This is a genomic window from Bacteroidia bacterium (genome assembly GCA_041391665.1).
Taxonomy (GTDB): domain Bacteria; phylum Bacteroidota; class Bacteroidia; order J057; family J057; genus JAGQVA01.
In genome coordinates this window covers 2,289,778-2,304,897 of record JAWKNO010000001.1, presented here as the reverse complement: position 1 = coordinate 2,304,897, position 15,120 = coordinate 2,289,778, and the positions used below count along the sequence as shown (strand labels likewise).

Annotated in this window: 12 protein-coding genes; 2 read left to right on the top strand and 10 right to left on the bottom strand. The window is 44.7% G+C overall.

The genetic code is table 11. From position 1 onward, the window contains the following. Window positions 1–310 precede the first annotated feature (310 nt). The 6 genes from R3D00_09545 to R3D00_09520 all read right to left on the bottom strand — a co-directional run bounded on the left by R3D00_09545 (window position 311) and on the right by R3D00_09520 (window position 6,600). Window positions 311–1,705: a nucleotide sugar dehydrogenase gene (locus tag R3D00_09545; protein MEZ4773416.1), complete on the bottom strand. Its 1,395-nt coding sequence runs from the start codon at window positions 1,703–1,705 to the stop codon at window positions 311–313. 82 nt (window positions 1,706–1,787) lie between these two features. Then, on the bottom strand, window positions 1,788–3,014 hold the full coding sequence (locus tag R3D00_09540) for a PP2C family protein-serine/threonine phosphatase (GenBank protein MEZ4773415.1): 1,227 nt from the start codon (window positions 3,012–3,014) through the stop codon (window positions 1,788–1,790). 35 nt (window positions 3,015–3,049) lie between these two features. Continuing rightward, complete coding sequence (locus R3D00_09535) at window positions 3,050–4,156, bottom strand: ABC transporter permease (protein ID MEZ4773414.1); 1,107 nt, start codon at window positions 4,154–4,156, stop codon at window positions 3,050–3,052. Window positions 4,157–4,168: 12 nt separating this feature from the next. Then, window positions 4,169–4,441 (bottom strand): hypothetical protein, encoded by a 273-nt coding sequence (locus R3D00_09530; protein ID MEZ4773413.1) that lies wholly within the window; start codon window positions 4,439–4,441, stop codon window positions 4,169–4,171. Beyond that, on the bottom strand, window positions 4,438–5,568 hold the full coding sequence (locus R3D00_09525; protein ID MEZ4773412.1) for a glycosyltransferase: 1,131 nt from the start codon (window positions 5,566–5,568) through the stop codon (window positions 4,438–4,440). The genes R3D00_09530 and R3D00_09525 overlap by 4 nt, the downstream gene beginning before the upstream one ends. A gap of 9 nt (window positions 5,569–5,577) precedes the next feature. Further along, window positions 5,578–6,600, bottom strand: coding sequence for a lysylphosphatidylglycerol synthase domain-containing protein (locus R3D00_09520; GenBank protein ID MEZ4773411.1), 1,023 nt, complete (start codon window positions 6,598–6,600; stop codon window positions 5,578–5,580). A gap of 87 nt (window positions 6,601–6,687) precedes the next feature. Between R3D00_09520 and ruvC the strand changes: the two genes are divergently transcribed. Together ruvC and R3D00_09510 are read left to right on the top strand one after the other, a co-directional pair. Further along, window positions 6,688–7,242, top strand: a complete 555-nt coding sequence (gene ruvC / locus R3D00_09515; GenBank protein MEZ4773410.1) for a crossover junction endodeoxyribonuclease RuvC — start codon at window positions 6,688–6,690, stop codon at window positions 7,240–7,242. A gap of 15 nt (window positions 7,243–7,257) precedes the next feature. Continuing rightward, on the top strand, window positions 7,258–8,961 hold the full coding sequence (locus R3D00_09510; GenBank protein MEZ4773409.1) for a T9SS type A sorting domain-containing protein: 1,704 nt from the start codon (window positions 7,258–7,260) through the stop codon (window positions 8,959–8,961). Window positions 8,962–8,966: 5 nt separating this feature from the next. On the opposite strand, the gene R3D00_09505 is transcribed toward R3D00_09510, so the two are convergent. From R3D00_09505 to R3D00_09490, 4 genes are all read right to left on the bottom strand, one after another. Beyond that, window positions 8,967–9,362, bottom strand: a complete 396-nt coding sequence (locus R3D00_09505; GenBank protein ID MEZ4773408.1) for an HIT family protein — start codon at window positions 9,360–9,362, stop codon at window positions 8,967–8,969. Between the two features lie 13 nt (window positions 9,363–9,375). After that, window positions 9,376–9,852 carry a transcription elongation factor GreA gene (gene greA, locus R3D00_09500; GenBank protein ID MEZ4773407.1) on the bottom strand — a complete coding sequence of 159 codons (477 nt, stop codon included), beginning with the start codon at window positions 9,850–9,852 and terminating at the stop codon, window positions 9,376–9,378. 133 nt (window positions 9,853–9,985) lie between these two features. Next, on the bottom strand, window positions 9,986–11,059 hold the full coding sequence (locus R3D00_09495) for a PorV/PorQ family protein (GenBank protein ID MEZ4773406.1): 1,074 nt from the start codon (window positions 11,057–11,059) through the stop codon (window positions 9,986–9,988). A gap of 82 nt (window positions 11,060–11,141) precedes the next feature. Next, complete coding sequence (locus R3D00_09490; GenBank protein MEZ4773405.1) at window positions 11,142–15,119, bottom strand: hypothetical protein; 3,978 nt, start codon at window positions 15,117–15,119, stop codon at window positions 11,142–11,144. Between the last annotated feature and the right edge of the window lies 1 nt (window position 15,120).

Genomic DNA, 15,120 nt, shown 5'->3' with positions numbered 1-15,120 from the left:
ACGTATTTCAATGAACTCTTATTTTTTCCCCGCTTTGCCCGCTCCTCAATCCCCTGTTAAACTCTTTTTTTAACCCGTTTTTCTAAAAGCCTCGCAAAGATCAGGTGATTATTTTTAATCTCCAAATTTTCATGCGAGATTTTTTTAAAAACTTTTAAAAGAAACTTCTTTAGCGCTTTTTCCTAAAGAGAGCATCAAAATTAGGGAATAAATCTAACCTGTGCAAGCCTGGACACAATAAAAAGAGGCGTTTGGTTAAAAAAATTCCCAAACGCCTCCAAAACAATAACTTAGGAAAATCATGTTTTCACTAATGCTGCATTTCAAATTTTGGCTTAGCCTCCGTATGCCCCAAAAGGGTAATTTTTTCTCTGCCCTCTGTGATTGCCGCAGCCATATTTCGTGTGTCCACTACATGTTTTGAGTGTTTGACTACTTCTTCAATATTAAAATCATCGTGGTCTGTCACGAGAATAACACAGTTGTAAGAAGAAATAGTTTCAGGCGTAAGCTCCACAGAATAGAACCGGCGCCCCACTGCATCGTATTCGGGAGCCCATGGATCACTATAATCTATATTATGAATGCCTTCTTCCATCAGGCGGTGAATAATCGCTTCTGAGGGGGAATGCCTCAAATCCTTTACATTCTTCTTAAATGATGCACCCAAAATCAGAATTTTAGCATCACTTAAAGTAATGGGCTGTCTTGCAACTTCGCGGATTACCAGGTTGCATACATGATACGGCATACTTTCATTTACATTGGCTGCGAGGGTGATAAACTTAGTTTCAAAGTCATACTCTCTGGCAAGCCATGAAAGATAGTATGGGTCAATGGGAATACAATGTCCCCCCACACCCGGACCTGGCATAAATTTCAGATAGCCAAAAGGCTTTGTGCTGGCTGCGTCAATGACATCCCATACATTGATCCCGCCCATTCGCTCGCAAAGTAAGGCCAGCTCATTGACAAGGGCGATATTTACACTCCTGAAAATATTTTCCAGTAGTTTTTCCAGCTCGGCCACTTTAGGGTTATTGACCATGTATACCTTTTCAATCACCTGGCTATTGGCAAGAGAAGCAAGTAACGTACTGTTTTCGTCAATCCCACCTACCACGATAGGGGTATTAACGGTATGAAACACCTTGTTTCCAGGGTCAACTCTTTCAGGGCTGAAAGCGATATAAAAATCTTTGCCGGCATGAAATCCACTTTGGTTAAGTACCGGTATAAGATAATTTTCAGTCGTACCCGGAAATGTGGTACTCTTTAATATAATCAACTGTCCGGGTCTGAGGATTTCGCGAATCCCTTCTCCTGCACTAAGAATATAGGCGAGATCGGGGTCCTTATTGGCATTGAAGGGAGTAGGAACTGCAATATATATCACATCTGCATCTGCAAGATCTTCATAACTGGTTGATGCACGGAAAAGGCCCTGCTCAACCACAGCTGCTACCTCTGCATCATTAAGATCTTCTATAAAGTTTTGGCCGCGATTGAGAGATTCGACCTTCCAGGATGATACATCCACACCGATACAGGAAAAGCCTTTTTTACAAAACTCAAGTGCAATAGGCATTCCTACATAGCCGAGACCAACAACACCGATCAAGGCTTCTTTATTTTGCAGGCGATCGGCTAGCATCTGCGCGTTCCCATCTAGTTGTGTGAGAAAGTCAACACTAAATTGCTTCATTGTAATTCAAAGATTTACGTTTTATGGAGAAGGAAATCTTCCGCTAAGTAAGCACTATTAGGAAAATATTATTTTACGAATCTTATAAAAATTTAACACTCAGCATAGTAATATCATCGGTAGCATCTTCCTCCCCGGCAAACCCTGACAGTTCTTCTCCTATGATCTCAACGATCTCTTTTGCGTTTTTCCCCTGTATTTTCTTGAGTTTTTCGACCAATCTTTCGCTACCAAACATTTCACCCTCTGTATTTGACTGCTCCACTACCCCATCTGTAAAAGTAAACAACGTATCGCCAGAGGAAAACGTAAGTTCTGACTCATCTATTTCAACTGACGGAATTATTCCTAAAATTGTACATCCGCTTTCAAGTCGAAGTGTCTCCTGGCCTTTTAGGAAAATCGGGTAATTATGACCTGCATTGATATAGGTAATGACTTTATTGTCTGTATCAATTTTTGCGATAAACAGAGTTACAAATTTTTCACCGGTAGTAATGTCATAGAGGATCGTATTGAGGTCCCGGATAATACTGCGAAGATCATCATATTGAGCCGATAAGGCCCTTAGGTTGGCCTGCAGGTTTGACATCAGCAGTGCGGCACCGATGCCTTTTCCTGCAACATCGGCAATGCACACCAGGGTATTTCCTTTCCCTTTTTTGATTACATCAAAAAAATCGCCCCCTACTCCGTGATGGGCGATATTTACACCAAAAACGTCTATTTCAGCAAACCTGGAGAAATCCGAAATCAATAATTGTTTCTGAATTGTTTCGGCTACCTCCAGCTCTTTGCGAAGAAACTCTTGTTGCACTTTTTCCTGAAACAATTGTTTATTGGTAATACCGACAGACAGGATATTTCCGAGGGTCTCTATAAAGATCAGATCATTCTGTGTTTCCATCTCTGAGTCGGCAAAATCTGCAATACAAAAATATGCCTTCGAGGCCCCGCGATTAACAATAGGCACGACATACTCAACTCCCAGCTTTGCCAGATGGGGCTGTAATTTGTTCTTTATGGGTGTTGTTTTTTTCAGAACCAGCATTTCAAGGACGGCATCCTCCGAAAAGCCATCAAAGCCCAGGCGCATTCCTTCCTTCCAGACTTCACTCGTTTCATAGAAGAAACTCATTTTTTTCACCCCCAACTGTGCCCGGAGTACATTCCTTGCTATCGTGCACAGCTGAATGATATTGAGTTCGTAATGATTAATTGTCCGCAACACATCAAGTAGTGCTGCGGCCTCCAGTCGTTTGAGGTCTAATAGTTTCTTCGGATCGTTGGTATCGTATGCGTTTTTCATTCCTGCGCACGGTTATTTTGAACCGCCATTTTATATTATAGTTTTACATCAAGGGCATCCCTGAGCCCAATACCTATCAGGTTAATGGACACAACCAGCAGAATGAGTGCCATTCCGGGAAAAAAAGCCAGCCATTTTCCATTTTCGAATACAATATACGTATAACCCTCATATATCATTCGCCCCCAGGTAGGAACCGGGACTTCCACGCCAATTCCCAAAAAACTCAATCCTGATTCAATCAACACTGCTGCGCCAAAGTTGGCTACCGCCACCACTATCATCGGGCTAAATACATTGGGAAAAATATGGCGAAACATTATCCGAAAATCGCCAAATCCCAATGCCCGCGCCGCTTCAGTAAATTGCATTTCCCTTACCCCTAATATCTGCCCTCTTACCATTCTGGCGACTTCTACCCAGATAGAGACGCCAATGGCAACAAACAATTGCCAGAAACCTTTTCCCAATACAAAACTAACCGCAAGGGCAAGCAGTAGTGTAGGAATCGCCCACATTACTGAGACAAGCCACATGATCGCTTTATCCAGCCAGCCGCCAAAATAACCGGCAATTGTCCCCAGTGAAATCCCCATGACAAGACTAATCAATACAGCCATTAGGCCTATAGCAAGACTTACCCTACCGCCCAGTATGATCCGGCTGAGCAAATCTCTTCCATAAGTATCTGTGCCTAAAAAATATTGCCTGTGAAAAACATATTGACTGAGGAAGAGCTCTCTGTTAAAATTTTCCGCAGTCAGGCCAAAATCAGCCAGTTGAATCCGGTCTTCTGATCCGGAAATCGTCGTGTACATGATTCGCCCGCCATCCTGCCGCAACGAAGCCGTATCTGCCAACAGTATAGGCTGGTAGCTTTGTGATTTGCCGATAAACCACCACCCGTAGTTTGCCCGATTGCCCTCCGCACTTTTCATCGGGACCGCTAAAATCCAGGCGCGTGTTCCCGGAGGTTTTTTTGCGAGTTCGAGAATCTGAAGATTTGCATTCGAGGTATTGTCTGGCGCAATAACATACCCAAACAATGAGATCAATGTAACCAGTATAAAGTAACTGCTCCCCACCAGGGCAGGAATGTTAGTACGAAATTTTTTCCAGGCTATCTGGCGTGGGGTTGACATAAATAGCTGGAGTTAATGGCCATTGTGTTTAAGAAGGCCTGCTTTCGTGGCCAGGAAATGATAATTTTCCAGATGATCTGTATCGAAAATGGATGTACGGGTAAAATCGCCTTTGGCCTCATCAAACTCCATCACCTGCAACCAGCCGCGATCGATCATGGTTCGCAATTCATCCACCACTACAGGAACCTGTTCGCCGGATTCTTCCAGAATATTCTGAAACGATTCTACAAAATAAACCGAGTCCAGTATCTGGAACTGTACGTCATTCAATTCATCATTCATTGCACTTCTCTTCCTTTCCAGGTATATGTTTTAACGATATTACCCGCCACACCTATCCATAATACATAAGGAATATAGGCAAGCTGCATGGGCAAAACCCAGAGTAACAAGCGCAATTTATGAAAAAATTTTGCGGACTGATACAGAAGGATATAATCTGCAATCAATTTTGCGAGAAACAAACCAATAAGCGGAACCAGCCATTTTTCGTCATACCAACACATCAGCCCCCAAAGAGGAAATGTCAGAAAGCCTAAATAGGAAATGAGTTGGATGGTATTCACCGACCGGTTTTTATATGAACGGGCTTTACTGACCCATCTTAGCCGCTGTGCTTTCAGGTCGCGCCAGGTTGCCAGTGCCTCAGTACGCACGATTGCGTCTTTACAGCGGGCAAACCGCATTTCATATTTTTTATATAAGTGTATTTTCTGTAGGAGTAATTCGTCATCACCGGAAGCTACACCATCAATTCCCTCAAATCCACCGACTTCCATAAATACTGATTTCCGGTAGGCAAGATTTGCCCCGTTGCACATATTCGGCTTTCCCACAGCCATGCTGCCTGCACCTATTGTGACGAGTCCCATCGATTCCATTGCCTGAAAACCTTCCAGTAATTTTGGCCGGTAGGTAAGCATGACCGGACCGGAAACAAGGCCCGTATGGGGATGAAAGCAGGCAACCATAGATGCCAGCCAGGTTTTTCCCATATAACAATCCGCATCAGTCTGAAGAATAATCTCACCTTTGGCCGCAGAAATCCCGGCTGTGAGTGCAGCCTTTTTGTAGGAGTTGATACCCGTTTCCGAAAGATCAAGAATCCTGAGGTTGGAATATTTTCGGGAAATCTCCTGTGCGATTATTTTGGTATCATCTGTTGAATGGTCATTGACAAGAATTACCTCAAAATAATGGGTTGGATAGTCCTGACTTAAAACGGCATGCAGGCAGGCTGCAATATTTTCGGCTTCGTTTCGGGCGGGAATAACGACAGATACAAACGGCTGAAATTCTGGCTGAAGTTTATCCGGGCAGGGAATCCGGGCAAAGGCATAGGCATTCCGCAGAATAAAAAGGATGTAGATCATCAGGCAAAAACCCGTAAGAACACTGGCCAGCAGCATAAGCGTAAGCTAAAATTTTAATCGGTACACATAAAACAACCCCAGGAGTGAAGGCAAAATTATATTGATAATATAGAGAATAAATGTACCGGAAAAAGCGACATGCGCAGGGACTAGAAAAGTGCCCATCACTACCAGTGCCACCGATTCCCGAATACCCAGTTCGGTAAGCGTAATGGAAGGGAGTACGGATTTGATCAAAAAAATCATCCAGACCATAGCAAAAATCAGCATCCACGATCCATCAAATCCGAAGGCACGGATAAGCACCACATATTGGAGGGAAAAAACAATATACCGGGTAAGTCCCAACAGCAATACGGGAAACAGTACGGACATATCGAGACGCCCGAGGGATGACACGATTTTTTGAAAGAATACCAATCGTACCAGGCGGTTTTCAGACCACCTTGCAATCTGAGGTAAAAGCAGTATGGAAACAGGTAAGACAAAAGAAAGGAGAAACAGAGCACGTCGAATCCATAACCACGATTCGGGTAATAGGTTAAAAGCGTGGACAATTACTTCGCGATGATACTTCCAGAAATACTCCATAGACAGAGTCCCCATCCAAAGAGTAATAATCATCTGGCAAATGCGATCAACGAAGAGGAAAACCGCGCCTTGCAGGCGAGAGGGATTAGGAAGAAAAGCTATCCGCCCGGCGTATTCACCAATGCGATTGGGGGTAAAAATACCCGTCGTAAGCCCCGAAAACACCGATTTCCATGCGACGTAAAAACGAATGCTGTTGCCCGCTTTCCTTATCATAAACCACCACTTCATTGTTTCCAGGCCAAGATTCAGGGGCATACCAGCAACAGCAAGGCCCAGACCAAGCAACCCCATGGCATTCAGGCTGGTCATATAAGCAGAAAGAGAGACGCCCTCTCCGATTAATCTGAAAAATACCCATGATAAAACTGCCAGTGTAATTAATGCTTTTATGATCCAGCCAGGTTTGACGCCATGTATTTCGGGTAAGGTAAATTGAGCCAGAGACTGATATATTTTCAGGGCAAATGCGCGCATGTAAAACATTTGGTCAAAGTTAAAGGCTTGTGCAGGGGAATAAAAAACTTTTAATTGATTATCTTTCACGCAAGAAACCAAAGCGAAGTGTCAGACAGAATTATCATAGGAATCGACCCGGGCACAACGATTACCGGCTACGGGATCATTAGTTGCAAGGGAAAAAAAATGAGCCTTCTTGCGTGTGGGGTAATCAAGCTGGGCAGCCAGAAAATTTCGCATCCGGAGAAGTTGAAAAAGATTTTCCAGCGAATCAGCAGCCTGGTGGAAGATTTTGGGGCAAACGAAATGGCACTTGAAGCACCTTTTCACGGCAAAAATGTACAATCCATGCTCAAGCTGGGTCGTGCACAGGGAGTAGCGATGGCTGCGGGGCTGATTCACGACCTCCCCATTTTCGAATACGCGCCGAAAAAGGTAAAAATGGCGGTTACCGGAAGTGGTTCTGCCAGCAAGGAGCAGGTAGCAAAGATGCTGGAAACGCATCTGGGCCGGGAGATTGCGTCTTCGTATATGGATGCAACTGATGGCCTTGCAGTGGCCGTTTGTCACTTTTTTCAGGGAAATTTTTCACAAAAAAATACTAACTACAAAGATTGGGCGTCTTTTATAGAGAATAATCCAAAGAGGATTAAGCAGTAAAACAAGCAGACACCAATGATGAAAAATTCCTTACTTCTGTATGTACGCGCACTTCTACTTGTGTGCGCATCTTCATTGTCTATCGCACAGGTTCGAGCTAATGATTGTTATTCAGCAATTACCCTTACAACAGGAAATACAAGTTCAACCACTTTTGACTCCAATTGTAATTATAATCCATCGTCCCAAAATCTTTGTCCCAATTGCGGAGGGGATGCCTGGTTTGAGTTTATTCCTGGCGGCACCAGTGCTGCCCAGTATGATATGACTTTTCTGGTTACCCTTGGGTTTAGTGGTACGGTAAATTTGTCCATTTTATACTCTGAGTCAATCGATGCCAGTGGTGATCCCTGCGAATGGAGTTCTACCGCTTTCACCACCAAGCCGGGGTATACCCAGTACACGGTATATTGCAGTCAGGCATTAACGGCAGGTGTACCGTTTTCACTTCGCCATCCGGGTATGGACGGATCCGGGCATTTTTTTGTATTGGTTGAAAGAACCAGTGGTTCCGGTGGCAGTGTATCTGTATTGCCACAATTTAATGGTACAAACCCACCGCCATCCAACGACCGTTGCCTTTCCCCAATCACACTCACCAGTGGCAACGGGTTAGATCCAAATGCAGCAACCAACCCATCTACAGGAAACTGGATAGATGCCATGTCGGCAACGACCCGATTTGCGACGAAACAAAGATTACAGAATTTATGCGGGGGAGGCTCACCTTCAACCCCTACAGAAGATCACTACGGCGCAAACCTGGTATTGACCTGCTACTACAATGGAAATGTGGGCGATAATGGGAGTTTTCCAGGTCCAAACCAGTGTCAACCATTTCTCGAAAATACCACCTATTACAATTTTACGGTTCCGCTGGCTTCAAACGACTGGTATATTCATTTTGGAAGCGAAAGCTACTGCGCTCATGGCCCCAATAACATGCTGGCGATGCTCGTACAGAATATAAACTGCAACAATGCAGATGTAGCCACAAGAATTGCATGCGGTACATTTAATGTTTCGAGTAGCATGCCATCTGCAGACGCATCTTTTGGCCCACTAAATTTGAATACAGGTACAGTTTATACCATTATCCTAGATGGAACGAGAGGTTCGCAATGTGATGTAAATATACTGATATCCCGAAGTCCGATCAATCCGATATTACCGGTTGAAATCCTGCGATTTGAGGGATATAATGAGGGGAGTGCCAATATGCTTGTATGGGAAACCTTTAATGAAAGCGATCATAGCTTTTTTGAAATTGAAAAAAGCCTGGATGGTTCCGAGTATTATGCGATCGGAAAAGCACCGGCAAAAGGCACAGGAGATGGCGTTGCCGATTATCAGTTTGTTGATCAGAATGCAGAAACGGGGATCAGTTATTACCGTTTAAAAGCTGTAGATATCAATGGAACCCATTTTTATTCCCGGGTAATAGAAGTCGTGCGCGAACCAGACGGGCTGGAATTGCTGGGCGTAATGCCGATACCATTTACAGAAGCATTGACCGTCAGTTTCCACACGGAATACAGTGGGCGGGCAAGTATTTCACTGATTGATCTTACCGGAAGAACATTTTACCTGAAGCCATTGGAAGTACGGCAGGGTTCACATACCATTACGTTGCCTACCCATGAAATATCCGCGGGAATTTACCTGTTGAGACTTCAGCAGGGCGAAAAAATACTGGTAAAAAGAGTAGTAAAATACTAACCCCTTCAGGCGAGGTTGGCGCGAATATCCAGCGCCAGCTTCGCCATTTCATCGGAAGACATTTCCACTCTGGGGTTTTCAAAATTCAGCTCCCCGATTTCATCAAGCGGAACGAGGTGTATATGTGCATGCGGCACTTCAAGGCCAATCACGGCGACCGCAATACGGGCACACGGGCATGTTTTTTCCACAGCCCGGGCAATCTCACGGGCAAATAGGTGAAGCCCGATATACAGATCATCATTCAGGTCAAAAATATAGTTCACTTCCTGTTTGGGTATGACCAGGGTATGACCTTTTTTTAATGGCCGAATATCCAGGAAAGCAAAAAAATCGTCTGTTTCTGCAATTTTGTGACAGGGGATTTCACCGTTGACGATTTTGGTAAAAATAGTAGACATGGGAAGAAATGGATTATCCCCGGCTAATGCTCAGGAGTTCAAACTGAAGTTTACCTACGGGTGCATCGATTTCAACAATATCACCGACTTCTTTGCCCAGCACAGCTTTTCCTACGGGAGATTTTATAGAAATTCTTCCTTGTTTCAGATTAGCTTCTTCTTCGGATACCAGTGTATACGTTACTTCAGATTTATTTTTCAGATTTTTTAGCTTAACCGTAGAGAGAATATAGGCCTTATTTGCATCGATTCCGGTCTCATCCAAGATACGGGCATTAGCCGCGACTGTCTCCAACTGGGCAATTTTCATTTCCAGCAGCCCTTGTGCATCTTTTGCAGCGTCATATTCGGCATTTTCGCTCAGGTCTCCCATTTCACGTGCCTTTTGGATTTGCTTTGCAATCTCTGAACGCCCCTTACCCTTCAGCTCTGCTAACTCATGCATCAGCTTATCATACCCTTCTTTTGTAAAATACTTTACTTCACTCATAGCGACTCTAATGATTTAAATAAGAAACATCCGGTGAGACCATTCACCGGAAGCATTTAAAATATTAAAATACAAAAAATAACTGGGTTAACTATATGTCAACCCAATTATTTAAAATTTTGTGTGTTGGTTGTTAGATATCTATACGTGCACCAAATACAAAAGTTCCCCCAAAAGGATTGGATGTACGGTAGCTCATATCCAGGGAGAAAGAAGAAAATTCTTCGTTTCCGGCGTTGTCAAACTTTCCGGTTTTGAAAGGAACCTGAAAAGTAGCACCGGTTGAGATTCCGGTATGTGCATTAAACCGTCCGTTGTAGATTTCGTCAAATATTCCATTTTCGTACAAGAATGACCCGCGGAGGATCACATATTCTTTATACTTATAGGAAAGCCCAAGTCCTCCCTGATTGTTATAGAATGAGTTGGAGATAAAGGCAGCCGTAACGGAAACGGTGTTATTGCTTCCCAGGAAAAGATCATAAGATCCGCCCATACTCAGACTGGTAGGCAATTCAAACTCAGCCGTAGGGATATTGATGGTCGAGGTGAATTTATTATTGGTTTTAATCGGCACTCTGCCGGCGAGTCCATCGCCACCAAACCGCATGGTAGGCCCGACATTACGAAGTGCGATTCCAAGCTTAAGGCGTTCTTTTTCTCCTGACCGATATTGAATACCAGCATCGAAAGCTACACCATTGGCGATTACTTCCGGGGTAGATTCATGTATAATGCGGGTGGTAAAACCTACATGAATCCGATCTGTAAACTTTTTGGCATAAGTAAGCCCCAGATTCAGATAGGTGGGGCTAAAAGTACCCAATGTTCCATCAGGTTGATCAACGGTGGTACGTACAAATTCTCCCAGGCTAAAGCTATTCACCTGAAAACCTAAAACGCCACCAGACTCACCCAAATTTTGAGAAAAGCCAAAGGTATTCACCTGAATATCTGTGCCCACAAGCCAGAGAGCATGTGCGAACATAAGTTCAGTACCAGAGGTTTTTGCGACACCTGCAGGATTTACCATTGAACTTTCAATCCCGTCGGAACTGGCGATATCAATACCATTTAACCCCGAGCTTCTGGGCATGGTATTGATCAGTAGTTCCTGAGCGCCCGCCTGTCCAACACGCTCTGGCTGAGCCAAAGCAAACAGAGAACCGGCAACTAAAGCTATTGTGATAAGTATATTTTTTTTCATATCCAGTAATAAAGCCTCTGTTAAAAATATCCATCTGCAAGCGGAAAGCTATCCAATCCGCCCGCAGATGGGAAAACAGTCCCTAGAACGAATCCAGGTCAATCTGACGCATGACAGCAAATAATTTAACCACTTTTTCACCCAGATTCTGCCCATCGATATTGGCATCCACATGAATGATATATACCCCACTGGCCACCGGAACACCACTTTGGTTTTTGAGGTCCCAGTCCTGGTCAGGGTTATCAGAATCTTTGGTGTATTGTCTTACCAGCAAACCATTAATAGTAAAGATGCTCACCCGGCATTTTTGCGGAAGGTTTGTGATTTTCACCCGGTTGTCGAGCTGTCCTGTTTCATAGGAAGAGTACGCATAGTACGGGTTAGGTACTACAAGCACTTTTTCCAGCGCATCTTTTGCGATTTCGGTCTGGTTGGTTTGAACCGCATAGTCAGCCGTATTGAACTCAAAAGTAGGTACATCTGAAGTTCCGGGGCGGGAGCGGAAAGGTTGATTCTGGCGAAGCGATACTCTTGCATCCGTAGGAATATTTTCAGGAGAAGTAATATCAAATCCGCTATTGAGCATCGGAACACTTACCCATGCGACTTTTTCGTAAGCGTTGGACAAGCTATTACCGGTCTGATCAAAGAAGATTGCATCAGAGAAACCACCGGTACCTTTGTAGTCGGCATTCTGAAGGAATTTGCGAATATTTTCGCAGCCATCATACCGCTGATTAGTTACCCATACATAATGCCGCCCTCCTACTCTTTCCAGATTGGTACCAAAAGAGCTGGTGGGGTTCCAGATCATATCATTTCCCCTGTTGAGTTGATCCCACTCACTTTCACCAAAGAAAATATTCAACCGCTCACCTGTATTGACGTTAATTGCATAACCGGGGAACCATCCCATACCATGGTTAGTCAGGGTTTTGGTTCCTTCAGACTGCCCTTCTTTGTTTACATTATCGCGCCATTTTGCAGAGAGCTGCCATGCACCGGAACCAAGTCCGGAGTTGGGGCTGGTTTCAATGACCACACAACGTGACCATTTTGATTTATCTGCGGTAAACACGATATCGACATCTGGCAGGTTGGGCAGATTAATCAATCTTGCAGGACTCATCTGGCGGTTTCCATCAGGAAAACTAATAGGCAAACAAGGCCCAATCGTTCCGCCACCTTGCGGGTCGTTGTTGAAAGTTCTGGCAAGACAGTAAGGCGCCCAGCGTCCACCGAGGATTGTTTGATAGACATCATTACGGTCGTAAATTTCCTGATCTTTGAAAACACGCCCATCGGCACTTCCTTGTACCCAGTTCCAGATACCCCCAAAAAAGTCATCATTGTCTGGCAGACCAGTCAGCCAGTTTTGGGTTGGTTCATCAAAGGTTAGTTCAGCCCCAATGAACCCTGAAGTTGCAGCAGAAACTGTATCACCTGCGGCAGGTACATCTTTTACACTGATAGAAAATCCTTGCTCTTCGATCACCCTTTCTGTGCCGGTAAGAGGCATCGGGCGGGGCGCAGAACCATCGTTACGGATCCGATAGGTAGCCGCATATATTTGTTTGAATGGTCCGTTAGCGTTATCACTTTCTTCTACTATCCATTCCGCTTTTACGGTATCGGCAACTGTCACACCGGTAGTGGTATCCTGAGATACAATTACGGTTTCGACAAATTGATCTTTGACAACACGCACACGGTAATAATGCCCGGTTACTTTTTTAGGATCGGTAATTTTCACTTCAATTGGCGCAGTACCCGGAGCGAATTTGATCTGGGAAGCAACCCCATTATTAAGGATTTCTGTCTCAGTTTCCGGGTCCAGCCGAACGAATACCCCACCGTTTCCAATACCGCTAAGCTGTGTTACCGCAATTCCATCGCCATAGTTAGAATTGATGGAAGTCCCTACACGCTCAAAGTCCACAATATGCGGCAGACCGGAAGATACTTTAAAGAACCGGTTGCCAGGCACAAATTTTCTTCCATCGGAAGTAATATTATTGTAGGCGTAGGCAATTACACCAAAGTAGTAGGTGGTATAATTTTTTAGTCTTGTATCGCCACTAAGCGCAAACAAGTCTCTGTCAACTTTTACAGAGTGGACAATTCCATTGTCTTTTCCCTGAACCATTACCTCATCAGTGATAATCGGTTCGCTGAGACCTTCAACCTGCTGAGTAAGGCGGTTGACGATGGTACCGATTCCATTTTTGATATCACATTGGGTAACGACCCTTGCTCTGTCGGGGTCATTTAGTTCATTGGGTCCTACTGTAGCATCGGCCAATTGATACACGATATAACCCTCAAACTCAAATGTTGGATCGGTTTCATCACGGGCAACGAGTACCGGATCATCCTGGCGATAGCTTTCATTATAATTGTTACGAACGAGACGGAGCGCTTCCGGATAAGTCCAGGAAAGCAGCAATTCTTTATCGTATTCAGAAACCGTTACTTCTGGTGCATCCGGTCCATCGAGCAATTCGAAGTTTGCATCAAACAGCGCCTGAGCAATTTCATCTGCTTTCAGCAATTCACAGACTGAGCCAAACTGGTCATTATAGAATCCTCTGGCCCAGACCACACCGGTGACAATTTCATTCACAGCTCCGGCCTGAAGGGTAAACGGACCTGCACTTTGCAGAAATCTGCGGTCTTCGTTGGTTGGGTTATCGGAGTTGGCTTCAGTCCAGCCTTGCCCCGTACAGGGATCGCCGCTAAACATATAATTGGTTGGATCACCGGGGTCAGACGGACCATACCCATTACCTTCCCCTGTGCCATTTTTATAGTTATCGACGATAGACGTCCCATCTTTCCAGAAGCCGGTGAGGTAACCATAAAAATGCTGTGCTACTTCAGGGTTACCGGTAAGTGAGAAGTCGTTGTTATAGTAAATAAATTTGGACATGATAATGGTTTCCCCATCTTCATCTACGATACCGTCCTTATCATTATCTACGCCATCCCCTCTGTCTGCGAGTGGCCCTTGAAAGAAGTCAACACCACAGGCAGGCGGGTTCAGGCCATAACCGTTTGCACCTGCATCGTTGGCCGTAGCGTTATAGCCATAGCCAAGACCTTTAGTTGTATCACAACCCACATAGTCATTAAAGGCGAAACCGATATCAGAGTCCACCCATTGGCCCATGTAGGTATCAACCAGAGGCTGAGCAGCGCGGTTGATGACAGTCTGGAGGTAGAAAGTCATATCATTGACAGCATTTGCAGTAGTGAAAGCAAATGCGAGCATATGAATTTCTATACCGATGGGTTGACCACCAGTCTCTGTATGGACGTTTCCTTTGTCATTGACAATCCACCAGATAGCCTGATCACCCTGAATATCCGGATAATCACCATTGGCAGGGTTATAAGTAAATGGGTCGCTGTCAACATTCACAAACGGAGCGGCATAAAGGACACTACCATCGGGGCGAAAAGCCTCCAGCGTAAATCCATCTGAGTCGGAACCCAGGTTACTGTTTTCATTCCCGATTGCCGGCCAGTTCTGGACATTGGGAAATGTAGCGAGATTAAAAGGTTCTATATCTCTATTGGCAAAAGCCGCACGGAAAGCGTCGATTTCTGTTTTATTAATCTTAAACATCTCATCGTACTTTTCGCAGGTTTCCTGATTGGTAGAAGCCGTACCACCGGAAGCACCACCAGACAAAGGACCCGGCCAGAAGTCGATTCCTGACTGGCGGTAAGTCTGAGCGGCAACCCGCAGCTGACCAGATTCATCGAGACCACCAATCCAAAGAGAACTGGCAAACATGGAGTGGCGGTTACTACCTTTGGGAACTTCATAACGGGGGTCGCCAACGAGATCCCACCACATATCGCCCCCATTATGTAAAAGGGCACGAACATTATTGACATCAAGCTGTGCAGACGCACTTGGCGGCAAACAATCACTGGAAACACGGAATCCGCTCGCCTGTTTGCGTTTTACGCCAACAGGTGCTTCCGCCCGAAGACTGTTAATGCTCAAAAGTATCAGGGTAAGCACCCCTAAAGACCTGAGGTTATTCATT